The organism is Psychrobacillus sp. FSL K6-1415 (genome assembly GCF_038003185.1).
In the GTDB taxonomy this organism is placed as follows: Bacteria; Bacillota; Bacilli; order Bacillales_A; family Planococcaceae; genus Psychrobacillus; species Psychrobacillus psychrodurans.
Genome location: NZ_JBBOOQ010000001.1, coordinates 1464129 through 1490578 on the forward strand (window position 1 = coordinate 1464129; position 26450 = coordinate 1490578).

Consider the following 26450-nt stretch of genomic DNA (forward strand, 5'->3'; position numbering starts at 1 on the left):
AGGGGGATTCTTGTAATGTATCACACAATAGTTATAGGTGCGGGACAAGCAGGGTTAGCGATGGGTTACTATTTAACACAAAGCAACAATAACTTTCTGATCTTAGATAAAGGAAACGATATAGGGCAAGTGTGGAGAAGTAGATATGATTCACTCACCCTGTTCACTTCTAGAATGTATAGCTCATTACCAGGACTTACACTTGTAGGAGATGCGCAGGGCCTTCCAACCAAAGAGGAAATCGCACTTTACCTAGAAACTTATGCAGCTAAATTTAAGTTGCCAATCCAATTAGAAACAGAAGTATTAAAGGTAGCTCATAAAGAGGATGTTTTTTCTGTTGAAACCAATAAGGGAATTTTAACAGCGAGGAATATCATAATAGCAACAGGACCATTCCATCATAAATATATTCCGCATTTTGCGGAAAAGTTAAGCTGTGACGTTATTCAACTTCATTCATCAGAGTATAAAAATCCGTCACAACTAAAACCAGGAAATGCATTAGTAGTAGGTGGTGGAAACAGTGGCGCACAAATTGCTGTCGAACTTTCTGGTACAAAAAATACGTACTTGTCTGTAAGTCAAAAATTACGATTCCTTCCTTTAAAAATGGGAGCGAAAAGTATTTTCTGGTGGTTTGATAAACTTGGAATATTAAAAGCAACAAATACATCAACCATAGGAAAAAAAATTCAACAAAACGGGGATCCTATATTTGGATACGAACTAAAAAAAGCAATAAAAGAATCAGAAGTTACTTTAAAGGAAAAAGTCATAAATATAGAAAAAAACGATGTAATTTTTAAGGACAACACTAAACTTCGAGTAGACAATATCATTTGGGCTACTGGTTTCAAACAAAAGTATTCCTGGTTAGACATTGATAATATATACAATAAAAAAGAGATGATTAAACATCAAAGAGGTTTGACGGCAATTAGAGGTTTGTATTTCTTGGGTCTTCCCTGGCAGTATAAAAGAGGTTCTTCCCTCTTACAAGGCGTTGGCGAGGATGCAAAGTATATTATGAACCATATGAACAGTTGATATAGTTTATAGTTGCCGATTTGTTAAATAATTGCTCAAGAAGAAAGAAAGGTGAAATGATTTGTTTGAACAATTAAGTTTATTACTTGCTTTTGGGGCGGGATTATTATCGTTTATATCACCTTGTTCACTACCCCTTTATCCTGCATTTCTTTCCTATGTTACTGGGGTATCTCTAAATGAACTTAAAGAAGAAAAAGGAATTTTAAATAAGAAGGCATTGGTACATACACTTCTATTTTTACTTGGTTTTTCAGCCATCTTTATGGCTTTAGGTTTCTCCACTTCTTTTATCGGAACGATTTTTCTTGAATATCAGGATCTACTACGACAAATAGGCGCAATCATTATCGTGTTTTTTGGTTTAGTAGTTCTAGGGATATTTAAATTTGATTTGTTAATGTCTGAGAAAAGAGTCCAGTTTAAAAAGAGACCTAAAGGTCATATAGGATCCGTGTTGATAGGAATGGGATTTGCTGCAGGATGGACACCATGTACAGGGCCGATACTTGCGGGAGTTATTGCTTTAGGAGTGTCAGACCCAGGAAGAGGAATGCTGTATATGCTATTTTATGTCCTCGGTTTCTCTATACCATTTCTAATTATGTCCATGTTTATTGGGAAAATGAAGTTTCTTCAAAATAGAAGCGGATTGTTTATGAAAATAGGCGGATCCCTAATGATTGTGATGGGAATACTGCTGTATTTCGATATGATGACAAAGATTATTGCGTTTTTAACACCTTTTTTTGGCGGTTTTACAGGATTTTAATGCCATTTATTAACTGATAAGAGACAGAAAGGAAAGTTGGAAATTATGGATAATAAAAAGAAAAAAAGGTTCTACATGCGCCTAATACTATTAGTATTAATGGTTGGAGTAATAACCTTCACCATTTATTCTAACTTAACAAAAGAGAAAAACAGTGTACTACAAGTGGGAGATGAAGCCCCTGACTTTGTACTAACTGATATGAATGGAGAAAAACACCAATTATCGGATTATAGAGGTCAAGGAGTCTTTTTAAACTTTTGGGGAACTTGGTGTAAACCGTGTGAAAGAGAGTTTCCTCTAATGGATCAACAATACCAAGAGGTTAAAGACGAAGGTCTTCAAATATTAGCCGTAAATATTGGTGAGTCCAATTTTGCTGTTCAAAAATTTATAGATAGATTAGGCTTAACTTTTCCTGTATTAATAGATGATAATAAGAGTGTAATGGAAACATACAATATTAACCCACTACCAACCACATTCCTTGTTAATCCAGAGGGTAAAATAGAGAAAATAATCACTGGTGAGATGAGTGAAGAAAAGATTAAGGAATATATGGCACAAATTATGCCTGAATGATTGTTTCTAGAATAGAACAAGGACACAAGTGCTTCAATAAGGGTTAAAGTAAATACAATGAATAGCTCAGTTCATTGAACTGGGCTATTCATTGTTATGTACAAATTGCTGAGCAATAGAGAACAAAATTAATATAGTATCAAGGCAGTTAGTGTATGAAGTTTGATTGGGAAACTTTGGTATTATTTATTAATCCTCCATTAAATTCAAGCCATTTTTCTTTTTCTCTCTCTATTGCTCGATTTTGCCATTCAAACCACACATACGCACACTCACTACAATGACTTTCTACACCACTATTATTGCTCACATCTCTCCGCGTAAATAGGCTCTTTTTGCGACAGTTGTAGCAATAAATCACTTTGTCCTCAGTTTTTTCTAACATAATATTTCCCTCTCCTATTAGAATATTTATTGTCCATTAACTGACTAACTTGCAGAAGAAAGTAACACAAGTCTAACCAATAAAGTAACTCCTTAGTCGTAATTAAATTGAATGGGAAATATAAAAAGGAGAGGGTATTTCCATGCACTTTGTGGACCAGAAGCAAAATCGAAATTAATGGAGCAAATAAATAACTTTAATATTGAGTTTAACGTAATTAATTGGTAAATAGCTCTATGCTGGAAAATCCAATAATTAAATCATATGTTAGAATATACATATATCTTCAATAGCTATAAACAAAGTCATACATATTAGTATGACAACCATTCAAAATAACCTGAGTTCAGGTCGTTATACTTAGACATATTGGGAGAGTAACGTACTCAGACAAAATTTAGTTGATAGATATGATGAAACCTTACGGTGTCATGTGTTTTGGGCTAGTCATCCGATATATGTATGAATATAAAAAGTAGAATAAGGGTTGGCCCTTTAGCCGGTCCAGTAGTAACAGCAGCAGTAATTCTTCAAAATGTGACAGAAGAATTAATTGGTCTAGACGATTCTAAACAATTATCCAGAAATAAACGACAAGAACTAGCTATAGCGATTAAACGAAATGCAGTTGCATACAGTATCCACTTCCAATCGGTAGAAAAAATAGATCAACTTAATATTTATGAAGCAACGAAACAATCCATGACAGAAGCTGTATTAAGTTTAAAAACTAGACCAAATGTCGTATTAGTAGATGCAATGAATTTGCCGATTGATATTAAAGTCCATTCAATCATAAAAGGTGATGCACAAAGCTTAGCAATTGCGGCAGCATCCATATTAGCAAAAACAGCACGGGACGAATACATGGATCAATTGCACGAGCAATTTCCAATGTATTTGTTTAATAAACATGCAGGCTACGGTACAAAGCTACATGTTGAAATGATAGAGAAATTCGGTCCAACTGAGCATCATCGAAAAACATTCGAACCGATCAAATCCATATTAAGAATGAGGTGATAAAGTGACTTCGACATCTTTTTCAACTATTCAATCCCAATTAACTTCTGGGGTTACTTCTCAGTCACAAACTCCTATGAAGGAAGGTCAAGTGATTCACGGTACGATAAAAAAACTGTATCCAAATCAAACTGCAGAAGTCCAAATAGGAAATCAAAAAGTAATAGCTAAATTAGAGACTCCATTAAAAGCTGGAGATTCTCATTTTTTCCAAGTAGAAAAATCCGCTCCTGAAATACAGCTGAAAGTAGTTACAGGACCTCTCACGCAAGGAAATACATTGGTGCAACAAGGGCAACAATTATTACAAGCGATGAACTTACCAAAAACAACTGAAATGCAAGCAGCGATACAGTTTTTTTTAAAACAACAATTACCCGTTTCTAAAGAAACATTAATGCAAGTAGAACAGTTATTAAAACAACTTCCAAAAGATATGACGATGAAAGCGGCGCTCGAAACAATTCAGAAGATAATTGATATGAAGTTACCTTTAACGAATTCAATGTTTCAAACAGTGTTGAGTGGTAAATCTACCGATGGATTGCATAATATCCTACAAAATTTGCAGTTTCAATTACAACAAGATCAAACGGTAGAGCCAGCTTTGAAAAATAATCTGCTTCAAAATCTACAGAAAATAGCAGAACCATTTAATGGACCAGTGGCTGGAGCGATACTTGGTAAGCAAATAGAAACCCTTCAAAACCAGCAGCAACCGATATCCTCACGATTGCCAATGCTACAAACATTAAAGGACTACAGCGTTCTGCCAGCTACTGCAAGTCTTGCAAATCCCACACCATTAACTAACCAGCAGTCAATTGTGAACTCTGCTGGAGACCAATTGTTAAAGCTTGGTCAGGCTGTCCCAGCAGAAAAAAGAACAGCGTTAGAACAATTTCGTAATTGGGTAATTCAGCAACCTACTTTAACGGCAAACCAAAAAAGTGAAGTGATAGCTTTACTGAAAAGTGATAATCAGCCTAACCAGCTTCAAGTAATAAACAATGCCCTGACGAAAGTATTTGCTGAGCAAAGTCAGCAAGCAATTTTTACAAAGGATATGAATGGATTAACCCCCAAGGATCATTTAGTGTCATTGCTTGGTAAGGGGGGTTCTGTAGAATCGATTGCTCAGACTCTACAGCAAATAACGGATGTTAGTAAAAATTCTGCGAGTAGTATTGTATTAACTCAAACACTAGTGCAATCAGAACAGCAAGTTATGCAACAATTAGATGGAAAAGCATTTGAACATGCAATGAAAGAAGTATTGAAATCACTAGGATTTGGTTATGAAGCGAAACTTGGGGCTAATAGTGACGAAATCAGGCAATTAGCTACTCAACTAAAGCCACAGATTGTGGAGTTACTGCAAAACCAGACTATTACTTCAGCGGTCAGAGAAAGCGCAGAAGTGGTACTTGGACGCATGAATGGATTACAAATACTATCCAATGAAAATGGACCGCAACACCAGCTATTAATGCAAGTTCCATTAGAGTTTTTAGGTAAAAAAATGGATGCTACACTTGAATGGAATGGTCGGATGAAAGAGGATGGTAAAATTGATTCTGAGTTTGCTAGGATAATGTTTTATTTGCAGTTAGATACTTTAGAAGAAACCGTGGTAGATATGCAGGTGCAAAATAGAGTAGTATCAATTACTTTATATAACAATGATACGCAGTTGGTTTCCTTCGCTGATAAATTTAAGGAAACATTAAAGGCAGGATTATCCTCAGTCGGCTATCAACTATCAGGAGTATTCGTAAAAACTTTTGAGGAACAAAAAATGACATCTGTTTTGAAGTCAAAACCAAAGACTTTTGACGCGCAAGGAGTAGACATTCGTATATGAAAGATGAAAGATATACTCGAAAAGAAGCAGTTGCCATAACGTATAATCCAGGTTTTAGTGATGCCCCAAAGATAGTTGCCAAAGGAAAAGGTAAAATAGCAGAAAATATATTGGCAAAAGCAGAAGAATTTAATGTACCGGTTCAGGAAGATGCAAGTTTAGTTGAACTTCTCGGACAATTAGATATCAATCAATCAATTCCAGAAGAGTTATATCAAGCGGTTGCAGAGGTATTTGCTTATATTTATAAAATTGATAAAGAAAAAGAAGCCAGGGTTAAATCTTTCGACACGTAGTCTGAATATTAGTTGTTTTAGCTAAATATCATACTTTTGTGGACAAGATGTGACACTTTTAATACAATTAGAAAGGTAGTAAATTACTTGACATAAGTTTGATTGGAGGATGTAAGATGAATATCCATGAATATCAAGGTAAACAACTCCTGAGACAATATGGCGTAGCAGTTTCTAACGGAATTGTAGCTTTCTCACCTGAAGAGGCAGTGAAAGCAGCAAAAGAATTAGGATCAAGCGTCATTGTTGTTAAAGCTCAAATTCACGCTGGTGGGCGTGGTAAAGCTGGTGGAGTAAAAATCGCTAAAAATCTAGATGAGGTACGTGAATACGCGAAGGAACTATTAGGTAAAGTACTTGTTACTCACCAAACGGGTCCTGAAGGTAAAGAAATTAAACGTTTACTGATCGAAGAAGGAAGCGACATTAAGAAAGAATATTATGTAGGGCTAGTTTTAGACCGTTCAACTTCACGTGTAACATTAATGGGCTCTGAAGAGGGCGGTATGGACATTGAAGAAGTGGCTGAAAATACACCTGAAAAACTTTTCTATGAAGAAATCGATCCAGTTGTAGGCTTAACAGGCTTCCAAGCACGTCGCATGGCATTTAACATGAATATTCCAGCTAAACTTGTGAACAAAGCAGCTAAATTCATGCTTGGTTTATATCAAGTTTATAAAGAAAAAGATGCTTCAATCGTTGAGATTAACCCATTAGTAGTAACTGCTGATGACAATGTTTTAGCACTTGATGCAAAATTCAACTTCGATGGTAACGCATTATATCGTCATAACGATATATTAGAAATGCGTGATTATGATGAAGAGGATCCAAAAGAAATCGAAGCTTCAAAATATGACTTGAGCTATATTTCTTTAGACGGAAATATCGGTTGTATGGTTAATGGAGCAGGTCTAGCTATGGCAACAATGGACACAATTAGCTATTACGGCGGATCACCCGCAAACTTCCTTGACGTTGGGGGCGGCGCGACTGCAGAAAAAGTTACAGAAGCATTTAAAATCATCCTTTCTGATAAAAACGTAAAAGGTATTTTTGTTAATATCTTCGGTGGAATTATGAAGTGTGACATCATCGCTGAGGGTGTTATTATTGCAGCGAAAGAATTAGGATTAGAAGTACCACTTGTAGTTCGTTTAGAAGGTACTAACGTAGATTTAGGTAAAAAATTATTAAATGAATCAGGCTTAAATATCGTTGCTGCAGATTCAATGGCAGACGGTGCTCAAAAAATCGTTAATCTTGTAGGATAAGAAAGGCAGGGACAAAAAGTGAGCGTATACATTAATAAAGATACTAAAGTAATTGTACAAGGAATTACGGGCTCAACTGCTCTTTTCCATACAAAACAAATGTTAGAATATGGAACTAAAATCGTTGCTGGGGTTACACCTGGTAAAGGCGGAACAGAAGTAGAAGGAGTACCAGTTTTCAATACAGTTGAAGATGCTGTTAAAGCTACTGGCGCTAACGTTTCAGTAATTTATGTTCCAGCACCATTTGCTGCAGATGCAATTTTAGAAGCAGTTGACGCTGAATTGGATATGACTATTTGTATTACTGAGCACATCCCAGTATTAGATATGGTTAACGTTAAACGTTACATGGAAGGTAAAAAAACACGTCTAGTTGGACCGAACTGTCCGGGTGTTATTACTGCAGATGAATGTAAAATTGGTATTATGCCAGGTTACATCAATACTAAAGGTCATGTAGGAGTAGTTTCACGTTCAGGAACTCTAACTTATGAAGCAGTTCTTCAGTTAACTGATGCAGGTATCGGTCAATCTACTTCTGTAGGTATTGGTGGAGACCCAGTTAACGGTACAAACTTTATCGATGTTCTAAAAGAATTCAACGATGACCCTGACACATATGCAGCAGTTATGATTGGGGAAATTGGTGGTACTGCAGAAGAGGAAGCAGCTGAATGGATTAAAGCTAATATGACAAAACCTGTCATTGGATTCATCGGTGGGCAAACTGCACCTCCTGGTAAACGTATGGGTCATGCTGGAGCTATTATTTCCGGTGGACAAGGTACTGCAGAAGGAAAAATCAAAGCAATGGAAGCGGCTGGCATGAAAGTTGCAGCAACTCCATCTGTAATTGGTGAAACTTTAATCGAAGCGATTAAAGAAGCAGGTATTTACGATTCTTGTAAAACACATTAATATAGAAGTGCGGCACATCAACCGATGTTGCCGTATTTTTTTAAATAATTCTAGGTAGATGAAAATGGAACAGAAAAACTTCGTTTGTGATAAATAATGAATAATCCTGTGACTTTTGTTTCATGTGGACGCTTTCCGTGGGCTAGGCCGAGCCCCCTCGTATACTCCGCTACCTGTGGGTCTAAACTTTCTCGCTTATCCCGCTCGAGTCGCCACATTCTATTTCCATCAACAAGTGTATATTCCTCCATTATAAGATTGGGCAAGCCTATCGCATAGATAGTAAGAGTGGTCCAATTTTATTTAGTGAAAACATCATCTAGAATCTCTGTTGAATTAGAAATGCTGTTATTCAATGATAATTTCTGGACAGTAAAATTTCTTTGTACTAGTTTCCAGTTCAACATTACTTATTTCCAAATCCACGATAATATAGTAAGTACTATTGACTTCAATTATCCGTTTACTTCAAGTATACATGGTTGATTGGAGTGCAGGGTGGCGACTCCTGTAGGAACAGCGCGAGCTGAAGACCCTGGACGAGCGAAGCGAAGGAAGCGGCTGAGGCCGTGCCCACGGAAAGCGTCCGCCCGAAGCGGAAATCTATGTCAAATCTATATTTCTGTTCGTAAAGGACCAGGCATCTTTTTGCCTGGGTCTTTCTTAAATAATTCTAAGTATGAAAGAAAAACAATGCTAAACTAGTCGTATAATAGAGGAGGAAACCGATGAGTAAGAGTCAATTTGTTAACCGCTTTTTAGCTTTACATTATGTTTATCCAGTACCTTTAAATAAGCTACACCCTTTACTTGAATATGATCCTACACTAGATCAATTTGATATAATATCACCGCAATTATTGGCGAAATTATGTAAAATCTCCCTCGATCGAGCTATTAAACTTCAAAAAATGTTTAAGGAATTTGTCGAAATTCCGATGCTTCAAATGTATGAAAAGCACTCGATTACCCCAATTCTTTTTTCCAATCCCAACTATCCTAAAAGTCTATTAAATCTGTATGATCCTCCTGCTGTAATTTACCTAAAAGGTAAAATAGAATTACTTGCCAATCCTAAAAAAATAGCAATTATCGGTTCGAGAGAAGCTACGGATTACTCCGCAGAAAGCATCAAAGCAATACTACCTCCGTTAGTAGATGAAGAGTATGTAATTATTAGCGGACTTGCCAAGGGTGCGGATACATTAGCACATCAAATAACGATGAATTTAGGTGGACAAACAATTGCAGTTCTTGGAACAGGATTATTTCACGTATATCCTAAACAAAATTTGAAATTATCGAACGAAATGGTGAAAAATCAGTTATTATTAACGGAGTACCCTCCGTATATAACACCTCAAAAATGGAATTTTCCTATGAGAAATCGAATTATTAGTGGACTTTCCCAAGGTGTTGTTATTACAGAAGCAACAAAAAAGAGTGGTACAGTTTCCACAATGGAGCATGCATTAGAAAATGGTAAAGAGATTTTTGCAATCCCTGGTTCCATACACTCTCCGCTTTCTGTAGGTCCAAATATGCTAATATTAGAAGGCGCGAAACCAGTCTGGAATGGACATCAAATACTAGAAGAATTAAATAAATAAAAAACTAAAAAATGAAAAGTCTTGCTTTTATAAGAAAACTGTTATACATTTTGCAACAGGTATTTGTTTTGAAGATTAAAGCGAGTTACCTTCTATAAGGAGGCAGATTTATGTCGGATTATTTGGTAATTGTTGAATCGCCAGCAAAGGCAAAAACAATAGAAAAATATCTTGGAAAAAAATATAAAGTGAAAGCATCGATTGGTCACGTACGTGATTTACCTAGAAGTCAAATGGGTGTCGATACTGAAAATAATTACGAACCAAAGTATATTACGATAAGGGGCAAAGGCCCGGTACTACAAGAATTGAAAACAGCAGCAAAAAAAGCGAAGAAAATTTATCTCGCGGCTGACCCCGACAGAGAAGGGGAAGCTATTGCGTGGCACTTGGCAAATTCTTTAAATGTAGATATAGAATCGGATTGCCGAGTTGTATTTAATGAAATTACAAAAGATGCTATTCTTGAATCGTTTAAACACCCTAGACCAATAAATATGGATTTAGTAGATTCTCAGCAAGCACGAAGAATCTTAGACCGACTTGTAGGTTATAATATAAGTCCAATTTTATGGAAAAAAGTAAAAAAAGGGCTTTCAGCAGGACGTGTGCAATCTGTAGCTCTTCGTTTAATCATTGAACGAGAAAATGAAATTAATAATTTCATACCAGAAGAGTATTGGACAATCGAAGGACAATTCGATAAGAATAAGAAAGCTTTCGATGCACTTTATTATGGAAGTGAGAAAGAAAAAAGAAAGCTATCTAAAGAAGAAGAAGTAAAAGAAGTACTGAAGTTAATGAAGGGCAAAAAGTTCGAAGTTGCAAATGTAGTGAAAAAAGAACGCAAACGTAATCCAGCTTCATCCTTTACGACATCATCGCTTCAACAGGAAGCTGCAAGAAAACTAAATTTTAGAGCTAGAAAAACAATGATGCTAGCACAGCAATTGTATGAGGGTATCGATCTAGGTAAAAAACAAGGAACGGTCGGGTTAATCACCTATATGCGTACAGATTCAACAAGAATTTCGGATAGTGCAAAAGCTGACGCACAGGAATATATCAAAAATGAATTTGGTTCTGAATACATTTCTACGAAGAAAGTAGAAAAGCAATCGAAAAAAGCACAGGATGCACATGAAGCTGTTCGACCTACAAGTGTCCTAAGAACTCCTAATGAACTAAAAGCGATACTTACTCGAGATCAACTAAAACTATACAAGTTAATATGGGAGCGTTTTATAGCTAGCCAAATGGCATCGGCTATATTAGATACAGTTGCTGTTGATCTAAAAAATGGAGAAGTTTACTTTAGAGCAAATGGCTCACAAGTTAAATTCCCTGGATTTATGAAGGTGTACGTAGAAGGTTCAGATGATCAAACAGACGACAAGGATAAACTATTACCGGTTCTGGAAGTCGGAGATAAGGTTAATGCTTTGTCCATTGATCCAAAGCAACATTTTACTCAACCACCTCCAAGATACTCGGAGGCAAGACTGGTGAAAACATTGGAAGAGTTAGGAATAGGTAGACCTTCTACTTATGCTCCAACTTTAGATACGATTCAAAAACGTGGGTATGTGGCTTTAGAGACTAAGCGTTTTGTTCCTACAGAGCTTGGAACAATCGTTCATCAGCTTGTGTTAGAATTTTTCCCTGAAATATTAGATATAGAGTTTACCGCACAGATGGAAAGAGATTTGGATAGTGTAGAAGAGGGACAAGTTAAATGGGTGGAAGTAATTGATGGCTTCTATCAGGATTTCGAGAAGCGTGTCGTGTATGCAGATGCTGAGATGGAGAAAATCGTAATTAAAGATGAACCAACTGGGGAAGATTGTGAAAACTGTGGTTCCCCAATGGTGTATAAATTAGGGCGATATGGCAAATTTATGGCATGCAGCAATTTCCCGGATTGTCGTAACACGAAGGCAATCATCAAAGAAATTGGCGTCCCTTGCCGAGCGTGTGGAGAAGGTCAGATAGTTGAAAGAAAAAGTAAAACGAAGCGATTATTTTATGGCTGTGACCAATATCCGACATGTGAATTCGTTTCTTGGGACAAGCCGATAAGCCGACCGTGTCCGAAGTGTAACGAAATGTTAGTAGAGAAAAAACTAAAAAAAGGTATACAAATACAATGTGTTGCGTGTGATTATAAAGAAGATCCGCAAAGTTAGAAAGAAGGATACGACATGACTGAAATAGTAAACGTTATTGGTGCAGGACTTGCAGGAAGCGAGGCAGCATGGCAAATAGCTAAAAGAGGTATTAAAGTACGTCTTTATGAAATGCGCCCTGTTAAACAAACTCCAGCGCATCATACAGACAAATTTGCTGAATTGGTTTGCTCCAATTCGCTTAGAGCCAACAACCTAACTAACGCTGTAGGCGTTATTAAAGAAGAAATGCGTATGTTAGACTCTATTATTATACAATCAGCAGATAACAGCAGTGTACCAGCAGGAGGTGCACTTGCTGTTGACAGACATGATTTCTCTGGAAGAGTTACAGATGCTATACGTAATCATCCGTTAATAGAAATTGTAAATGAAGAAGTAACAGAAATCCCAGAAGGAATTACTGTTATAGCAACTGGTCCGTTAACCTCTCCGGCACTTGCAGAAAAAGTAAAAGAAATGACTGGTCAAGACTATTTGTATTTCTATGATGCAGCAGCACCTATTGTAGAAAAAGATAGCATCGACATGGATAAAGTTTATTTGAAATCCAGATATGACAAAGGTGAAGCTGCTTATCTAAATTGCCCAATGACTGAAGATGAGTTTAATCGCTTTTACGATGCATTAGTAGCAGCTGAAGTAGTGCCGTTAAAAGAATTCGAAAAAGAAATTTACTTTGAAGGGTGTATGCCTGTTGAGGTAATGGCTGAGCGTGGTCGTAAGACATTATTATTTGGTCCAATGAAACCTGTAGGGTTAGAAGATCCTAAAACAGGTAAACGCCCATATGCGGTTGTTCAGCTTAGACAAGATGATGGTGCGGGGACTCTTTATAATATTGTTGGTTTCCAGACACATTTAAAATGGGGACCGCAAAAAGAGGTATTGAAGCTAATACCTGGTCTTGAAAACGTGGAGATAGTACGTTATGGTGTGATGCATCGTAATACGTTCATTAATTCGCCATATGTCTTAGAACCAACTTATCAACTAAAAGCAAACAAACAAATTTTCTTTGCGGGTCAAATGACGGGTGTAGAAGGGTATGTGGAGTCAGCTGGAAGTGGGTTGTTGGCAGGAATAAATGCGGCGAAATTGGCAAAAGGTGAAGAATTAGTCGTATTACCGGCTGAAACAGCACTTGGTAGCATGGCAAGATATATTACAGAAGCGAACCCGAAAAACTTCCAACCAATGAATATCAACTTTGGTTTATTCCCTGAATTACAGCCGAAACTTAGAGATAAAAAAGTAAAAGTCGAACAATTAGCAAATAGAGCGTTGACAACAATTCAAAATTTTATGAAAAGTACTGCGTTATAATTGCTAAAAGCCTCTTAAAAGTTGTATACTTTTAGAGGCTTTTACAATGGAGATTTACTGGAGCGGAGTTGATAATCATTATAGGGTTTGAAGAACTTCATGCTTTTATGGAATACGTACGATTAGAAAGGAATTATTCGAATCATACAGTTCAGGAGTACGAGAAAGATATAAAGCAATTTTTGTCTTTTTTAGACATCGAGGGAGTTTCTGAATTAAATGAGGTTGAGTATATCCATGCGAGATTATATGTGACAAAGCTATATGAGGAAAAACTAGCAAGAACCTCTATTTCTAGAAAGATTTCCTCCATTCGTTCTTACTATAAATTTCTACATAAAGAATATAATATTCCAGATGATGCATTTCAATCTTTGTTTCATCCTAAAAAAGAAAAAAAACTACCTCATTTTTTTTATGAAGAGGAAATAAGGCAATTGTTTGAAGGGAATAGAGGAACTGATTCTTTATCAATCCGAAATATTGCTATATTAGAATTGTTATATGCTACTGGAATACGTGTTAGTGAACTTACGGCGATTGAACTGCGTCATATAGATAGTGGGTATGGTGTCGTGCGAGTGATGGGTAAAGGAAGAAAAGAGAGGTACGTTCCTGTAGGTGATTATGCATTAGCGGCAATTGATGATTATTTGGTCAATAGTAGACCGAAGCTGATGAAGAAAACAACCCATTCATTTTTATTCGTTAATAGTCGGGGAGAACACTTAACAACAGACGGGATAAGATATATATTAAACCAAATGTTGAAAAAGGCATCTATAAATTCAACAATTTATCCACATATGCTTAGACATACATTTGCAACTCATTTATTGAATAATGGAGCAGATCTTAGAAGTGTGCAGGAGCTATTGGGACATTCAAGCTTATCTTCCACACAAATATATACACATGTAACAAAAGAGCATTTACGTAAAACTTATATGAATGCGCATCCTCGTGCGTAAATATTGGAGGTAATAAAAATGGGTAATATTCATGCAACCACGATATTTGCAGTTAGTCATAATGGCAGCCATGCTATGGCTGGAGATGGGCAAGTGACATTAGGTAACCAAGTAGTGATGAAGCATACTGCCAAAAAAGTGAGAAGACTTTTTAATGGTCAAGTTGTAGCAGGTTTTGCAGGTTCTGTAGCAGACGCATTTACATTATTTGAAATGTTTGAAGGAAAGCTCTTAGAATATAACGGAAATTTACAAAGAGCAGCAGTTGAGCTTGCCAAGCAATGGCGAGGTGACAAAATGCTACGTCAATTAGAGGCAATGCTGCTAGTGATGGACAAAAATAGTTTATTGCTTGTATCCGGAACGGGTGAAGTGATAGAGCCGGATGATGGTATACTAGCTATCGGCTCTGGCGGGAACTATGCATTAGCTGCTGGAAGAGCTTTAAAGCAATACGCTGGAGAGAATATGACAGCAAAAGAAATTGCTAAGGCAGCGCTAACTACGGCTGCAGATATATGTGTATTTACAAACCATCAAATTATTGTGGAGGTATTAGGTGAATGAAGGAAACTAACTTAACCCCAAAACAAATTACTGAGCATCTAAATAAATATATCGTTGGTCAAGAAGCTGCAAAAAAAGCAGTAGCGGTCGCACTTCGAAATCGGTATCGTCGACAATTATTGGATGAAGAGATGAAAAATGAAGTGATTCCAAAGAATATTCTAATGATTGGACCTACAGGAGTCGGGAAAACAGAAATTGCAAGAAGGATTGCTAAATTAACAAAAGCACCTTTTATAAAAGTGGAGGCAACAAAGTTTACTGAAGTAGGATACGTCGGTAGAGACGTTGAGTCCATGGTGAGAGATTTGGTAGAAGCAGCTATACGAATTGTTCGAGAAGAAAAGATGGAAGAAGTAAAAGACCAAGCGATTCGTTTGGCAAATGATGCAATCGTTAAATTACTTGTTCCTTCCTTAAAGAAAAAGAATTCTAATTCCAATCCATTTGAAGCATTATTCGGAGGCAAAGAAGAAGATACTACTGATGTAGAAGATACAGATGTACGTTTAAAACGTTCGCAAATTGCCGAAGATTTAAGAGATGGAAAATTGGAAGAAGAGTTTATAACTGTTGAGGTTGTGGAACAAACCCCTTCACTATTTGATGCTCTGCAACCAGGTGGTATGGAGAGTATGGGGATGAATATGCAAGACGCCCTATCGAATTTAATGCCAAAGAAAAAGAAAAAACGTAAAATGAAAGTAAAAGATGCACGTAAAGTATTAATGCAAGAAGAAGCGAACAAGTTAATAGACAAAGATGAACTATCTCAAATTGCTATAGAAAAAACAGAACAAACAGGTATCATATTTATCGATGAAATGGATAAAATAGCAAGTAAGAATGGTGCCGGTTCTTCTGCAGATGTATCTAGAGAAGGTGTTCAACGAGATATTCTGCCAATTGTAGAGGGATCTACAGTTACTACAAAATATGGTGCAGTAAAAACAGATTATATTTTGTTTATAGCAGCGGGAGCCTTCCATATGGCTAAGCCGTCAGATTTGATCCCCGAATTACAGGGACGTTTTCCAATTCGTGTAGAATTAGAAAAATTGACAAAAGAAGATTTTGTTCGTATTTTAAAAGAGCCGCGCCAATCTCTAATTAAACAATATGAGGCTCTATTAGAAACTGAAGGAGTAACCATTACGTTCTCAGAAGAATCTATTGAAAGAATTGGTGAAATCGCTTATGAAGTCAATCAGGAGACCGATAATATAGGAGCGAGACGTTTACACACAATTCTAGAGAAGATTTTAGAGGAGCTTTCTTTTGAGGCGTCTGACATTTCGCCAGCTCATATTCAGATCACCCCTGCTTATATAGACCAAAAACTTGACAAAATTGTGAAAAATAGAGATTTATCGCAATTTATTTTATAAAATCAATTCAAATTAGTATCTAAAACAATTAAAAACCTTTAGAATATTAAAATAAATAAGAAAATTAAATGGAGGATTCAATTCATGAATTTATTAACTAAAACAAGAAAAATTAACTCGATGTTACAAGCATCTGCTGGTAAGCCAGTTAACTTTAAGGAAATGGCTGCTACATTAAGTGAAGTAATCGAAAGTAATGCTTTTATCGTATCTAGAAAAGGAAAACTATTAGGTTTTGAAGTTCATCAACAAATTGAAAATGAGCGCATGATTAAAATGATGGAAGAGCGTCAATTCCCAGAACAATATACAAAAAACCTTTTTCATGTGGACGAAACATCATCAAATTTAGATGTCTTCAGTGAGCACTCTGTTTTCCCAGAAGAAAACCGTGAATTATTTAAAGATGGTTTAACAACAATTGTTCCGATCATTGGTGGTGGTGAGCGTTTAGGAACATTAATTTTAGGTCGTCTAAAACAAGAGTTTGAAGATGATGATTTAATCCTTGGTGAATATGGTGCAACAGTTGTTGGTATGGAGATTCTACGTGAGAAATCAGAGGAAATTGAAGAAGAAGCTCGTAGTAAAGCAGTCGTTCAAATGGCTATAAACTCTTTGTCTTATAGTGAATTAGAAGCAATCGAACATATCTTTGAAGAATTAGATGGCAGTGAAGGTCTATTAGTAGCATCTAAAATTGCTGATCGCGTAGGAATTACAAGATCTGTTATCGTAAACGCACTTCGTAAATTAGAAAGTGCTGGTGTAATTGAGTCAAGATCGCTTGGGATGAAAGGAACATATATCAAAGTATTAAATGATAAGTTTCTTGCAGAATTAGCTCATCTTAAAATGAAATAATTGATAATTTTCTGTCTTTTCCGCTCTATGCGGAAAAGACTTTTTTTTTATTTAGGATAAAACTATTAAAAGTTTTTAGTTGATTTTTACTAGTAATGTATGTAAAAATTAACAATTGACTAGGAATGGTAAAAAATGTCGACTAGTATCAAATAAAAAGGTACAAAGTCCTATCAATTTGCTAAAAAATCAATAGACACAATGTTACATAATCATTACAATTAGATTATTGTGATATTCAAAGATAATTACTAAAAAATATGTCGTATTTTAAATGTTGAGGTGAAAAAATGAGTATATTTAGTGGGGCAATATCGGGTTTGGAGAAAGGATTAGATTTTGCAGCGACAAAACAAAAGACAATTGCGCAAAATATAGCAAATGTCGACACTCCTAATTATAAGGCGAAAAGTGTTAGTTTTAGTGAATACTTATCCGACGCTAAACAATCGTCTATATCAGCGCATAGAACACAAGAAAAACATATAGATTTTCATACAAAGTCTAGTTCATCAGGTGTGTTCGATTACAATTACAACTATAACCATAATGGCAACGGCGTTGATATGGATAAGGAACAAGCAAATCTAGCGACCAATCAAATCTATTATAATGCTCTAATAGATAGAATTAGTGGTAAGTTAAATACATTACAAACTGTTATTAAAGGAGGACGCTAATTATGTCGATTTTTCATGGAATGAATACGACAGCTTCAGCATTAACTGCTGGTCGACTTAGAATGGATGTAATTTCCTCCAATATGGCGAATGTAGATACAACTAGAGCTAAGTTAGTAAACGGTGAGTGGCAAGCATATAGAAGGAAGTCTGTGTCATTAAAACCATTAGAAGGCAATTTCTCGAATTTCTTAAATGTGGCAATGGGCTCGTCCGACAACAGAAGTGTCGGTAATGGGGTGAAAGTTAGTGGTGTAAAGGAAGATACAGAAACGCCTTTTAAATTAGTGTATGATCCGACGCATATTGATGCAGATGCAGATGGGTATGTGGAAATGCCAAATGTTGACCCGTTACGAGAAATGGTTGATTTGATATCAGCTACGAGATCCTATGAGGCGAATGTAACGGTTTTTAATGCAAACAAAGCTATGTTATCTAAGGCGTTAGAAATAGGGAAATAAGAAAGAAGGTATAGTTTAAATTGCCAATAGAATCCATATCATTATTTAATCCTTCACAAATTAATCCAGTTTCGACGACTTCGAAATTAAGTCCTGCAGAGGCTCAAGGTGAATTTGGTGATTTTTTAAAAACAGCCATTCAATCTGTGAATGAAAATCAAAAAGCGTCGGATGTAGCTACTGAAAAGCTATTAACTGGTGGAAATATCGAATTACATGATGTGATGATTGCTTCTCAAAAGGCAAGTATTACATTAAATGCGACATTAGAAATCAGGAACAAAGTAGTAGAGGCATATCAAGAAATAATGCGTATGTCAGTATAACCTCTCTCGGTTATCGCTAAGTATCGGGTAAAAATATTCACCATAGCCGGAGGATAATAATGAATGAACGTATAAAAAAAATGACAAGCGATGTAACCAGGTTTTGGAAGAGTCGCACTAAAATGCAAAAGGGAACAATAATCGGTAGTGTGTTAGGAATTATCGTAATAGCTATAGCTATTACTTTTATGATGAATAAAACTAACTTTGTTCCGCTTTATACAGATGTAAGCCCATCTGAAATTGGTCGTATTAAAGAAACATTAGATGCACAAGGAGTGCCAAATGAAATTGCCCCAGGTGGAACGTCCATCTTAGTACCAGCGGAGCAAGTGGATTCATTGTTAGTACAATTAGCGGCAGAAGGTTATCCTGAATCGGGTATGATCGACTATAATTTCTTTTCCCAAAACGCAGGATTTGGTATGACAGATAATGAGTTTAATGTGTTAAAACTGGCTTCCATGCAAACAGAGCTTTCGAAATTGATTAAAGGTGTCAAAGGGGTAAAGGATGCCCAGGTAATGATAACTTTACCTGAAGAAGGGGTATTTCTATCTCAAACCAATGAAACTGCAAGTGCAGCGATAGTTTTGAATACAGAGGCAGGGTACAAATTTACAGATACACAGATTTTGTCCTTATATAACTTAGTATCCAAGTCAATTCCTAATTTATCTCCAGAAGATATCAGCATTAGAAATCAGTATTTAGAGTACTTTGATTTAGAACAAGCAAATGCAAATACAGCAGGAGCAAATGTAAACGATCAAATGTCGATTAAGAAAACAATTGAACGTGATTTACAGCGTCAAGTACAAACAATGTTAGGTACTTTAATGGGACAAGACAAAGTAGTTGTCTCTGTTACTACAGACATTGACTTTAAACAGGAAAATCGCGAAGAAAATTTAGTAGAACCGGTTGATAAAGAAAATATGGCGGGAATTGAAATTAGCGCTCAACGTATTTCTGAAACTTTCACTGGGGAAAATCCTGTTGCAGGTGGTACTCCAGCAACAGAGGATGCAACTGATAACTTTACTAACTATGTAGAAGGTTCTACGTCAAACGGTGATTATGAGCGAATTGAGGACACGATTAATAGTGAAGTAAATCGAATCAGAAAAGAAATAGTAGAAAGCCCATATAAAATTAGAGATATAGGTATTCAAGTTATGGTAGAACCACCTAGTCCTGATGATGTCACTACTATGCCAGACGGTGTAGAACAAGATATTGAACAAATTCTTGCGACAATTATCCGTACTTCTATTGATGAAGAAGCAAGTGGAGAATTGACAGAGGAATTACTACAGGAAAAAATTGTAGTTTCTGTGCAACCGTTTAACGGTAAAGCGGCGGCAGTGACAAGTACGCAATCGACTATTCCTTGGTGGGTATATGTAATCGGTGGAATTTTACTTGTTGCAATAATACTTCTAGTAGTATCCTTAGTGCGCTCTAGAAAAACCGATGAGGAAGAATTGATTATTCTAGAAGAGCAACGAGATGAACTTAATGTTGATGACATAAATACAGAAAAAGAAACCGAATCGACTTTAAGAAGAAAACAGTTAGAAAAAATGGCGAAAGATAAGCCAGAAGAATTTGCTAAGTTATTACGTACTTGGATAGCAGAGGATTAACTTTATTTTCGTAAAATAAAAGTTAAAGCCTCCGGCGGATGTCACAGATTTTGAAAGAATGTTAACTCGGTTTGCTGAGTTCAAATCTGGACGCAATTATGCCGAAGCGTAATTGATTGGGGGGACGGCTATGAACAAGAAAGAAAAAGATTTAAGTGGTAAACAAAAAGCCGCGCTCTTATTAATTTCTCTTGGACCAGAAGTGTCTGCTTCTATATATAAGCATTTAAATGAAGAAGAGATTGAGCGTTTAACTCTTGAAATTTCTGGGGTAAAAAAAGTAGAGCCTGAGATTAAAGAAGATATAATAGAAGAATTTCACAATATAGCATTAGCACAAGATTATATTTCGCAGGGTGGTATTGGGTACGCAAAAACAGTTTTAGAAAAAGCATTAGGTACAGATCATGCACAGGCAATTATTAATCGACTTACTTCTTCTTTACAAGTGAGGCCGTTTGATTTTGCAAGGCGTGCAGAGCCAGCTCAACTGTTTAACTTTATTCAAAATGAACATCCACAAACGATTGCTCTGATTCTTTCTTACTTAGAAGCACAGCAAGCTGGAATAATTCTTTCGTCATTACCGCAGGAAGTACAAGCAGATATTGCAAAAAGAATAGCTACAATGGATTCTACTTCACCTGAAGTGATTAGTGAAATTGAATCTGTACTTGAACGCAAGCTATCTTCGACGGTTACCCAGGATTACACAGAAACGGGCGGTATCGACGCAGTCGTAGAAGTGTTAAATGGTGTGGATAGAACAACTGAGAAAACAATTTTGGATGCTCTAGAAATACAAGATCCAGAACTTGCAGAAGAGATTAAGAAAAGAATGTTCGTATTCGAAGATATTGTCACACTGGATAATCGCTCTATTCAACGAGTTATTCGTGACTGTGAAAATGAAGATCTTCTACTTTCGATGAAGGTTTCTAGTGAAGAAGTTAAAGATGTTATTTTCCGCAATATGTCCGTACGTATGGCTGAGACATTTAAAGAAGAAATGGAAATCATGGGTCCAGTTCGTCTACGTGACGTTGAAGAAGCACAATCTAGAATTGTTACTGTAATTAGAAGATTGGAAGACGCAGGCGAAATAATAATTGCTCGTGGTGGAGGAGATGACATCATTGTCTAAAATTTTCCGAAATGTATATTTGAATGAAACAAAGGAAAATTCAAAGCCCATTCAAATAAGGAATTTATATGTTCAAGAAGTGTTGAACACAGACGAGCCGTTGACTTTAGATGTTCTTATACAAGAACGAAGTAAAATGATAGAAGAAGTAAATCAAGAAATAGAAGAGAAACGTTCTAAATTAACTAAAGATATCGAAGAAACTAAACAGTATATCGAAAATCAGCTGAGTGAATGGGAAGAAGAGAAGATAACCTATCAGCAACAAGCGTATGACGAAGGCTTTATGCAAGGAATGGAAGAAGGCCGTTTAAAAGCTCAAGCTGAAATGCAAAACTCATTAAAATTAGCTAATGATGCATTGAAAACTGCTCATGAGAATGCGGCAAATTACTTGCAACAACAAGAACAGGTCATTTTAGAATTGGCTATACGAACCACAGAGAGAATTATTGCAACAAAGCTAGATGAAAATGAAGAGTTGTTTTTATCGATTGTTAAAAGAGGTTTAAAAGAAGCAAGAGAAATGAAAGAGATCAAACTTTATGTCTCACCCATCTACTTTGAACTTGTATCTAATAATAGAACAGAACTCTCTTCCATCTTTCCAGTAGATGTCCCATTTATGATTTTCGTAGATGAAGATATGAATGAAACTGATTGTTATATAGAAACAAATCATGGAAGAATCGTTGTCAGTATTGACGAGCAGGTCCAGGAGTTGCGACGAAAGCTAGTAGATATTCTTGATAGTATGGAGTGAATGTGATGAAAGCTGTAGATTTAATTCAACAAATTTCGAATGTACCTACTTTTAAAAAATATGGTCGAGTTAGTCGAGTTGTTGGATTAATGATTGAATCACAAGGTCCTGAAAGTTCTGTTGGTGATGTTTGTAAGATTCATATAAATTCACCAAAAACAGGTGCCTCCGTTATTCTTGCTGAAGTAGTTGGATTTAAGGAAGAAGTCGTAGTATTAATGCCCTATACGAATATTAGAGAAATATCAACTGGCTGTTTAGTCGAAGGGACAAATAGTCCATTAGAGATTAAGGTTGGTCCAGAGTTAATAGGGAGAGTTTTAGATTCGATGGGAAATCCAATTGATGGTTCTGTTTTACCTAAAGGTTTGATGACAGTTGGTACCGAAAAAGATTCCCCAAATCCGTTGACAAGACCACCTATTGAAGAACAAATCGAGGTCGGTGTAAAGGCAATCGATGGAATGTTAACAGTCGGAAAAGGTCAAAGGGTAGGTATTTTTGCTGGATCAGGTGTTGGAAAAAGTACATTACTTGGAATGATTGCTAGAAACACTAACGCGGATTTAAATGTCATTGCACTAATTGGAGAACGCGGCAGAGAAGTTCGAGAGTTTATCGAAAGAGATTTGGGAAAAGAAGGATTAGAAAAATCGATTGTAGTTGCAGCTACTTCTGACCAACCTGCATTAATGCGGATTAAAGGTGCATTTACAGCTACAGCTATCGCAGAATACTTCCGAGACAAAGGGTTAAACGTAATGCTTATGATGGATTCCGTTACTCGTGTAGCAATGGCGCAACGGGAAGTGGGTCTTGCTGTGGGAGAACCTCCAGCAACAAGAGGATATACCCCTTCTGTATTTTCCATTTTACCTAAGCTTCTAGAAAGAACAGGTACAAATGAAAACGGTACTATTACAGCATTTTACACAGTTTTAGTAGATGGCGATGACATGAATGAGCCAATTGCCGATACCGTTCGTGGTATTCTTGATGGTCATATTGTGTTGGATCGTTCACTTGCTAACAAGGGACAGTATCCAGCTATAAATGTATTAAAAAGTATTAGTCGATTGATGAATCATATTTCAGATGAAAATCATGTGAAAGCTGCGGAAAGATTGAGAGATTTATATTTTACGTACAATAAATCGGAAGATCTTATCAATATCGGAGCATATAAGCGTGGTACATCTCGTGAAATTGACGAAGCTATACAGTACGAACCTTTAATAACTTCATTTTTAAAACAAGGATATTTAGATAAAGTCTCTTTAGATTCCTCCGTAGATGAATTAGTGAAATTATCAGGTGGTGTTTCATAGATGGTTGCATATGAATTTAAATTTGCCAAAGTTTTAACAATTCGGGAACAAGAAAAATCAGAAACTGAATTGGCTTACAAGGAATCGGTATCTGCATTTGAAAAAGTTGCAACAGAACTCTATAATTTGCTGAAAAAAAGAGAAGACACTACGGAAACTCAAAATAGCTTACTAGTTTCTGGCCTTTCCATTAACAATATCCATCATTACTCGAACTATATTGAAGGACTACAAAAAAGAATTGATATCATTCAAAAAGAAGTCATTCAAGCTAGATCTAAAATGAACTGGATGGAAGAGAAGCTTCTCGAAAAATCACTAGAGGTGAAAAAGTTCGAAAAGATAAAAGAAAAAGATTTCGAGCATTTTCATCAAGAGCAACAAAGACTAGAAACAATTCAATTAGATGAAATATCTTCTTTGAAGTTTCAAAACAAAGAGATTAGGTGAATAGAAGCATGGCTAAAAAGAACAAAACAAATAAAAGCATTGAAGCAAATGGTGAAACAAAAGGTATAAGTAAAATAAAAATGTTCTTTTATTGGTTTATAATTCCTCTTTTATTTACTTTACTTCTCTTACTAGTAATTGCTCAAATAGCAAATATAAATGTTTTTGAAAAAGCAAAAGAGATAACTGGTTTTAGTGAGGAACAGGTTTTAACAGACGACAAAAAAACAGATGTATTAGAAGAAAAAGTTGTCTCGTTACAAGCAGAAATCCAAGAAAAAGAAGCTCAAATTGATAAAGTTCAAACAGAACTAGATAACTCAGCAACAGAAAAAGAAGCTCTTTTAATAGAACAAGAAAGATTATTAGATGAAATTGCAAAATTAACAAGAGACCAAGAAAGCGCCAAGCGTGATTACGAAGAAGTTGTTTCTACCTTTGAGAAAATGTCTGCAAAAACAGCAGCACCTGTTATTACTAAAATGAGTGATGCAGAAGCTTTACGTATTTTGACGAGTCTTAAACCAGATACAGTAGCAAGTATTTATGAAAAAATGACTCCAGAAGATGCTGCCAAGTATACAGAGTTAATGACCAAACAATAAAATTTTCCCATTAAAAGGAGGTGAAATAAACGTGAATATTGCAATGGCTGTAAACACAAATATTAATGCTACTACTCAAGCTAATAGTAAAATGCAAACAAGTATGGATAGCGGGCAAAAGTTCGGTTCTGTATTTGGACAAATTTTATCCAACTCACAAATACAACCTGTTGCTACACCACAAGCAAACTCAGAAGAAGATGTACTACAAGACTTACTAGCAATCCTTAATGCAACTTCTTTAGAAGAGCTTGAATCATTAGTAGGTTCAGAAGAATTAACTGTTAGTACTAAGGAATTAAAAGGGCTTTTAGAAAAATTATTAGCCGGCGAGACAAATCAGTCACTAGTAAATACAAACCCTAGTGAAGAACTAATTGGATCGAATGTTTGGGATGTACTTGCAGGAATAAATGAACAGGCAACTAAAATTGTAGAAGCTATCATTTCTTCTCTTAATGGACAAGGACCGAGCAATCCGACTGATGCCAAACAGGCTATAGAGTTGCTTAAAACAGTACAGTTAATCGGAAATAAATCGGATTTAACAATTAAGGAAGAATCCACACTCTTTGATATAAAGCAATTGCTTGAAAATGTGAAGGAAACTTTAGGGAAGAATTATACAAATGAAACAACGTCGAAACCACAAGTTCTGAATCAGTCAATTGTCCAAACTAAAATTTTAGTTAAACAAGTATCTCAGTTGATCAAACCAGAAGTGGTAGTTACAGAAACAAAAGAAACTACTACAAATGTACAAGCAAGCACTACTACAGTAATACAAACAAAAGTAGAATCAGTTTCTATGACACTACCAACTGAAAAAGCCGCACAGTCTGAGGAGTTCATAAAAGAATTGCAAAAAGTGATGAATCGAGTGCAATTTGGACAAGCGGGTGGAGCAAACAGACTAGTTCTTAAACTATTTCCAGAGCAACTTGGCACTATTCGAATTGAATTGATCCAAAAAGATGGAATGTTGACAGCGAAATTGCTGGCATCCACTGCACTAGGTAAAGAGATGTTAGATTCTAACTCTAGTCAATTGAGACAAGGTTTTGCTGGTCAAAATATACAGCTTGAGAAGTTAGAAATAACGCAAGCTTTACAAGAATCGACAAGACAAGAAAAGAACCAAGATTTTCAACAATCATTTAAACAGCAACAAGAAGAACAAGATCAACAAGAAAATAGTAATGATCAGCTGGAGGAACAGTTCTCTTTCGAAGATTATTTACAAGAAATGGAGGCCTAAATTATGGCTGAAATGTCTAAAATTACAGACAGTATGTATCTATCAAACCAAGCGAAAAAATCTCCTACAACTGGAAATAGTACGTTAGGTAAAGATGCATTTTTAAAAATTCTAATGACCCAGCTACAAAATCAAGACCCTACAAAACCAATGGATGACTCACAATTCATCGCACAAATGGCACAATTCTCTTCTTTAGAGCAAATGACAAATCTAACTACTGCATTTGAAGAATTTGCTGCAGTTCAAGAACAAAGTCAAATGATTGAATTTAGTAACTTTGTAGGCAAAGAAGTAAAATGGCATGAACTGACAGATGAAAAAGATAAAGATGGTAAGCCAATTACAAACGAAGGTTCTGGTACTATTACAGGGATAAAGTTTGTAAATGGAGGAGTAGAATTCACTTTAGCTGATGGTAAGAAAATTACACCAGGAAATATTTCAGAAGTTCTTTCGGGTAGTTCTAGTTCTAATTCTAATAGCTTAGTTGATGCAAGTCAGTTAATCGGTAAAACTGTTAGTTATATTCCTGTTAGCGAGGATACAGATAAAACTAAAACGAATGCTACCGATGAAACAATAACTGAAATGACAGCCACAGTTGAATCTGTTAGCAAAAAAGATGGAAATATAGTTTATAACTTAAGTGATGGGACAGCCATTACAGCAGATCAAATTACTTCAATAAGATAGCAGAA

Annotated in this window: 26 protein-coding genes and 1 pseudogene; 26 read left to right on the forward strand and 1 reads right to left on the reverse strand. The window is 35.9% G+C overall.

Annotation, left to right across the window (positions count from 1 at the left end; genetic code table 11):
* Positions 1-15: 15 nt before the first annotated feature.
* The 3 genes from MKY60_RS06800 to resA all read left to right on the forward strand — a co-directional run bounded on the left by MKY60_RS06800 (position 16) and on the right by resA (position 2404).
* Entirely contained in the window at positions 16-1050 is a 1035-nt protein-coding gene (locus MKY60_RS06800; RefSeq protein WP_340929201.1) for a flavin-containing monooxygenase, read from the forward strand.
* Positions 1051-1111: 61 nt separating this feature from the next.
* Positions 1112-1822 carry a cytochrome c biogenesis CcdA family protein gene (locus tag MKY60_RS06805; RefSeq protein ID WP_340929202.1) on the forward strand — a complete coding sequence of 237 codons (711 nt, stop codon included), beginning with the start codon at positions 1112-1114 and terminating at the stop codon, positions 1820-1822.
* Between the two features lie 45 nt (positions 1823-1867).
* Positions 1868-2404, forward strand: coding sequence for a thiol-disulfide oxidoreductase ResA (gene resA / locus MKY60_RS06810; protein WP_340929204.1), 537 nt, complete (start codon positions 1868-1870; stop codon positions 2402-2404).
* Positions 2405-2552: 148 nt separating this feature from the next.
* Here the strand turns inward: resA and MKY60_RS06815 are convergent, their stop codons facing one another.
* On the reverse strand, positions 2553-2789 hold the full coding sequence (locus MKY60_RS06815; protein WP_340929205.1) for a hypothetical protein: 237 nt from the start codon (positions 2787-2789) through the stop codon (positions 2553-2555).
* A 489-nt stretch (positions 2790-3278) separates the two neighbouring features.
* On the opposite strand from MKY60_RS06815, the pseudogene MKY60_RS06820 reads away from it, so the two are divergent.
* The 23 genes and pseudogenes from MKY60_RS06820 to flgD form a co-directional block, all read left to right on the forward strand.
* Positions 3279-3812: pseudogene (locus MKY60_RS06820) on the forward strand (ribonuclease HII); the annotation flags it as partial.
* Positions 3813-3816: 4 nt separating this feature from the next.
* The gene (locus MKY60_RS06825; RefSeq protein ID WP_340929208.1) at positions 3817-5676 is read left to right on the forward strand and encodes a hypothetical protein; all 1860 of its coding nucleotides are present in this window, start codon (positions 3817-3819) and stop codon (positions 5674-5676) included.
* Complete coding sequence (locus MKY60_RS06830; protein ID WP_340929209.1) at positions 5673-5972, forward strand: EscU/YscU/HrcU family type III secretion system export apparatus switch protein; 300 nt, start codon at positions 5673-5675, stop codon at positions 5970-5972. Before MKY60_RS06825 ends, MKY60_RS06830 begins: the two co-directional genes overlap by 4 nt.
* A gap of 116 nt (positions 5973-6088) precedes the next feature.
* A complete protein-coding gene (gene sucC, locus MKY60_RS06835; protein ID WP_090562621.1) occupies positions 6089-7249 on the forward strand; it encodes an ADP-forming succinate--CoA ligase subunit beta in 1161 nt (386 codons plus the stop codon).
* 18 nt (positions 7250-7267) lie between these two features.
* Complete coding sequence (sucD, locus tag MKY60_RS06840) at positions 7268-8170, forward strand: succinate--CoA ligase subunit alpha (protein WP_090562618.1); 903 nt, start codon at positions 7268-7270, stop codon at positions 8168-8170.
* 728 nt (positions 8171-8898) lie between these two features.
* Entirely contained in the window at positions 8899-9780 is an 882-nt protein-coding gene (dprA, locus tag MKY60_RS06845; RefSeq protein WP_340929210.1) for a DNA-processing protein DprA, read from the forward strand.
* Positions 9781-9890: 110 nt separating this feature from the next.
* A complete protein-coding gene (gene topA, locus MKY60_RS06850) occupies positions 9891-11966 on the forward strand; it encodes a type I DNA topoisomerase (RefSeq protein ID WP_340879372.1) in 2076 nt (691 codons plus the stop codon).
* A 15-nt stretch (positions 11967-11981) separates the two neighbouring features.
* Entirely contained in the window at positions 11982-13292 is a 1311-nt protein-coding gene (trmFO, locus tag MKY60_RS06855; RefSeq protein WP_340929211.1) for an FADH(2)-oxidizing methylenetetrahydrofolate--tRNA-(uracil(54)-C(5))-methyltransferase TrmFO, read from the forward strand.
* A 71-nt stretch (positions 13293-13363) separates the two neighbouring features.
* Complete coding sequence (xerC, locus tag MKY60_RS06860; protein WP_338106462.1) at positions 13364-14263, forward strand: tyrosine recombinase XerC; 900 nt, start codon at positions 13364-13366, stop codon at positions 14261-14263.
* 18 nt (positions 14264-14281) lie between these two features.
* Positions 14282-14830, forward strand: a complete 549-nt coding sequence (hslV, locus tag MKY60_RS06865) for an ATP-dependent protease subunit HslV (RefSeq protein ID WP_090562607.1) — start codon at positions 14282-14284, stop codon at positions 14828-14830.
* Positions 14827-16218 carry an HslU--HslV peptidase ATPase subunit gene (gene hslU, locus MKY60_RS06870; protein WP_093494453.1) on the forward strand — a complete coding sequence of 464 codons (1392 nt, stop codon included), beginning with the start codon at positions 14827-14829 and terminating at the stop codon, positions 16216-16218. The genes hslV and hslU overlap by 4 nt, the downstream gene beginning before the upstream one ends.
* Positions 16219-16302: 84 nt before the next feature.
* Complete coding sequence (gene codY, locus MKY60_RS06875; RefSeq protein WP_093494454.1) at positions 16303-17082, forward strand: GTP-sensing pleiotropic transcriptional regulator CodY; 780 nt, start codon at positions 16303-16305, stop codon at positions 17080-17082.
* A 290-nt stretch (positions 17083-17372) separates the two neighbouring features.
* Positions 17373-17762 carry a flagellar basal body rod protein FlgB gene (gene flgB, locus MKY60_RS06880; protein WP_090562599.1) on the forward strand — a complete coding sequence of 130 codons (390 nt, stop codon included), beginning with the start codon at positions 17373-17375 and terminating at the stop codon, positions 17760-17762.
* A gap of 2 nt (positions 17763-17764) precedes the next feature.
* Positions 17765-18226: a flagellar basal body rod protein FlgC gene (flgC, locus tag MKY60_RS06885; RefSeq protein WP_340929212.1), complete on the forward strand. Its 462-nt coding sequence runs from the start codon at positions 17765-17767 to the stop codon at positions 18224-18226.
* Positions 18227-18246: 20 nt separating this feature from the next.
* Entirely contained in the window at positions 18247-18552 is a 306-nt protein-coding gene (gene fliE / locus MKY60_RS06890; protein WP_090562593.1) for a flagellar hook-basal body complex protein FliE, read from the forward strand.
* 59 nt (positions 18553-18611) lie between these two features.
* The gene (gene fliF / locus MKY60_RS06895; protein ID WP_340929213.1) at positions 18612-20201 is read left to right on the forward strand and encodes a flagellar basal-body MS-ring/collar protein FliF; all 1590 of its coding nucleotides are present in this window, start codon (positions 18612-18614) and stop codon (positions 20199-20201) included.
* A 130-nt stretch (positions 20202-20331) separates the two neighbouring features.
* The gene (gene fliG / locus MKY60_RS06900) at positions 20332-21345 is read left to right on the forward strand and encodes a flagellar motor switch protein FliG (protein WP_090562587.1); all 1014 of its coding nucleotides are present in this window, start codon (positions 20332-20334) and stop codon (positions 21343-21345) included.
* Positions 21329-22108, forward strand: a complete 780-nt coding sequence (gene fliH, locus MKY60_RS06905) for a flagellar assembly protein FliH (protein WP_340929216.1) — start codon at positions 21329-21331, stop codon at positions 22106-22108. Before fliG ends, fliH begins: the two co-directional genes overlap by 17 nt.
* 5 nt (positions 22109-22113) lie before the next feature.
* The gene (gene fliI / locus MKY60_RS06910; protein WP_340929218.1) at positions 22114-23436 is read left to right on the forward strand and encodes a flagellar protein export ATPase FliI; all 1323 of its coding nucleotides are present in this window, start codon (positions 22114-22116) and stop codon (positions 23434-23436) included.
* Positions 23437-23886 carry a flagellar export protein FliJ gene (gene fliJ / locus MKY60_RS06915; RefSeq protein ID WP_090562580.1) on the forward strand — a complete coding sequence of 150 codons (450 nt, stop codon included), beginning with the start codon at positions 23437-23439 and terminating at the stop codon, positions 23884-23886.
* An 8-nt stretch (positions 23887-23894) separates the two neighbouring features.
* Entirely contained in the window at positions 23895-24491 is a 597-nt protein-coding gene (locus MKY60_RS06920) for a MotE family protein (RefSeq protein ID WP_340929220.1), read from the forward strand.
* A gap of 31 nt (positions 24492-24522) precedes the next feature.
* Positions 24523-25749, forward strand: coding sequence for a flagellar hook-length control protein FliK (locus MKY60_RS06925; RefSeq protein ID WP_340929223.1), 1227 nt, complete (start codon positions 24523-24525; stop codon positions 25747-25749).
* Between the two features lie 3 nt (positions 25750-25752).
* Positions 25753-26445 carry a flagellar hook assembly protein FlgD gene (flgD, locus tag MKY60_RS06930; RefSeq protein WP_340929225.1) on the forward strand — a complete coding sequence of 231 codons (693 nt, stop codon included), beginning with the start codon at positions 25753-25755 and terminating at the stop codon, positions 26443-26445.
* Positions 26446-26450: the final 5 nt, after the last annotated feature.